This is a genomic window from Hymenobacter coccineus, from assembly GCF_001816125.1.
GTDB classification, from domain to species: domain Bacteria; phylum Bacteroidota; class Bacteroidia; order Cytophagales; family Hymenobacteraceae; genus Hymenobacter; species Hymenobacter coccineus.
In genome coordinates this window covers 1-1,966 of record NZ_MDZA01000256.1, presented here as the reverse complement: position 1 = coordinate 1,966, position 1,966 = coordinate 1, and the positions used below count along the sequence as shown (strand labels likewise).

General features: G+C 65.1%; 1 protein-coding gene. It reads left to right on the top strand.

From position 1 onward, the window contains the following. Positions 1-45: 45 nt before the first annotated feature. A partial coding sequence (locus tag BEN49_RS14590; RefSeq protein WP_158022924.1) for an outer membrane beta-barrel protein occupies positions 46-1,966 on the top strand: 1,921 nt, incomplete at its 3' end.

The following is a 1,966-nucleotide window of genomic DNA, read 5'->3' as shown; positions in this document are numbered from 1 at the left end:
GGGGTGGCAGCGGGGGTGGCGGCGGGTCTGCCAACAACTTTTTTGGTGAACCAGAGCGGCGGCATCACCAAAACCAACGCGCTGGGCCTGAACTACTCGAACAGCTGGAACAAGAAAACCCAGCTCACGGGCAGCTACTTCTACAACCGGGCCGACAACCGGGTGCTCAGCAACACCCAGCGCTTCTACGTGACGGCGGCGGGCAGCACCTACAACCAGGACGCCAACACGGGCAGCGTGAACACCAACCACCGCTTCAACCTGCGCCTGGAGCACCAGATTGACTCGGCCAACTCGCTGCTGTTCATCCCGCGGCTGAGCTTCCAGCGCAACAACGGCACCAGCAGCTTGCAGGGCCTCACGGCCAACGGCGGCGTGGTGCAGAGCCAGATCAACTCCGACTACGCGGCCCTGTACGACGGCGTGAACACGGGCGGCAGCCTGCTGCTGCGCCACCGCTACCGCCGCGTGGGCCGCACCATTTCGCTGAACCTGAGCGGCGGCTACAACAACAAGGCCGGCAACTCGGACCTGTTGACCACCAACACCGGCTCGCCCAGCGCCAACCTCAACCAGCACAGCGACCTGACGCAGCACGGCGGCAACGTGGGCGCCAACGTGGCCTACACCGAGCCGCTGAGCAAAACCGACCAGTTCCAGGCCAACTACAACATCAACTACGCGCCCAACAACTCCGACAAGCGCACCCTGGACTACACCGACGCCAGCCGCCTCAACCCGCGCCTCGACACGGCCCTGAGCAACGTGTTCCAGAACTACTACCTCACCCAGGCCGGGGGCTTCAGCTACCGGCACGTCACGCCCAAGTACCAGGCCAGCCTGGGCGTGGCCGGGCAGTACTCGGAGCTGATGAGCACGGCGCAGTTCCCGCGGCCGGGCACGGGCAGCTACACCTTCCTGAATCTGCTGCCCCAGGCCATGCTGAACTACCGGTTTTCGCGCCAGAAAAACCTGCGCATCTTCTACCGCACCAGCACCAACCCGCCCAGCATCAACCAATTGCAAGCGGTGGTAAATAACTCCAACCCGCTGCAGCTCACCATCGGCAACCCCAACCTGCGGCAGGAGTACGGGCACTCGGCGGTGCTGCGCTACTCGGCCTCTAACCTGAAGGCCTCCAGCAACTTCTTCGCCCTGCTTTCGGGCTCGTTCACCCAGAACCCGATTGCCAACCGCAGCATCGTGGCCATCCGCGACACGGCCGTGGCCCCCGAGGGCGCGGGCCTGGTGGCGCTGCCCGCCGGGGCCCAGCTCACGCAGCCCACCAACCTGAGCCAGCAGTACAACCTACGCACCCAGGCCAGCTACGGCCGCCCCCTCAAGGCCATCAAAACCAACCTGAACGTGAACCTAAACGCGAGCTACTCGCAGAACCCCGGCATCGTGAACGGGGGCCTGAACTACGCCCGCACGCCGGCCCTGGGCGCGGGCCTCGTGCTCAGCTCCAACATCAGCCCGCAACTCGACTTCACGCTCTCGACCAACGCCACCCAGAGCTACGTGCGCAACACGCTGCAAACCCGCCTCAACACCAACTACTACTCGCAGGTGACGCGCCTGCGCCTGGGCTGGATTGTGGGCCCCGGCATCAACATCCAAACCGACGTGGCCCACCAAGCCTACGCCGGCCTCTCGGCAGGCTACAACCAGCAGTACATCCTCTGGAACGCCAGCCTAGGCAAGAAGGTGTTTCCGGGCCAGCGCGGCGAGATTAAGGTTTACGCCTTTGACCTGTTGGGCCAGAACCGCAGCATCCAACGCAACGTGACGGAGGCCTATTACGAGGACGTGCGCACCACTATTTTGCAGCGCTACTTCATGCTCATGTTCACCTACAACATCCGCAGCGGCAACGTGCAGACGCCTCAGGGCCCCAGTGAGGACCGCCCCGGGCGCCGGCGAAGGCGGCCGGGCGGCGCGGCGCGGGGGCGGCCCGACGGCGGGG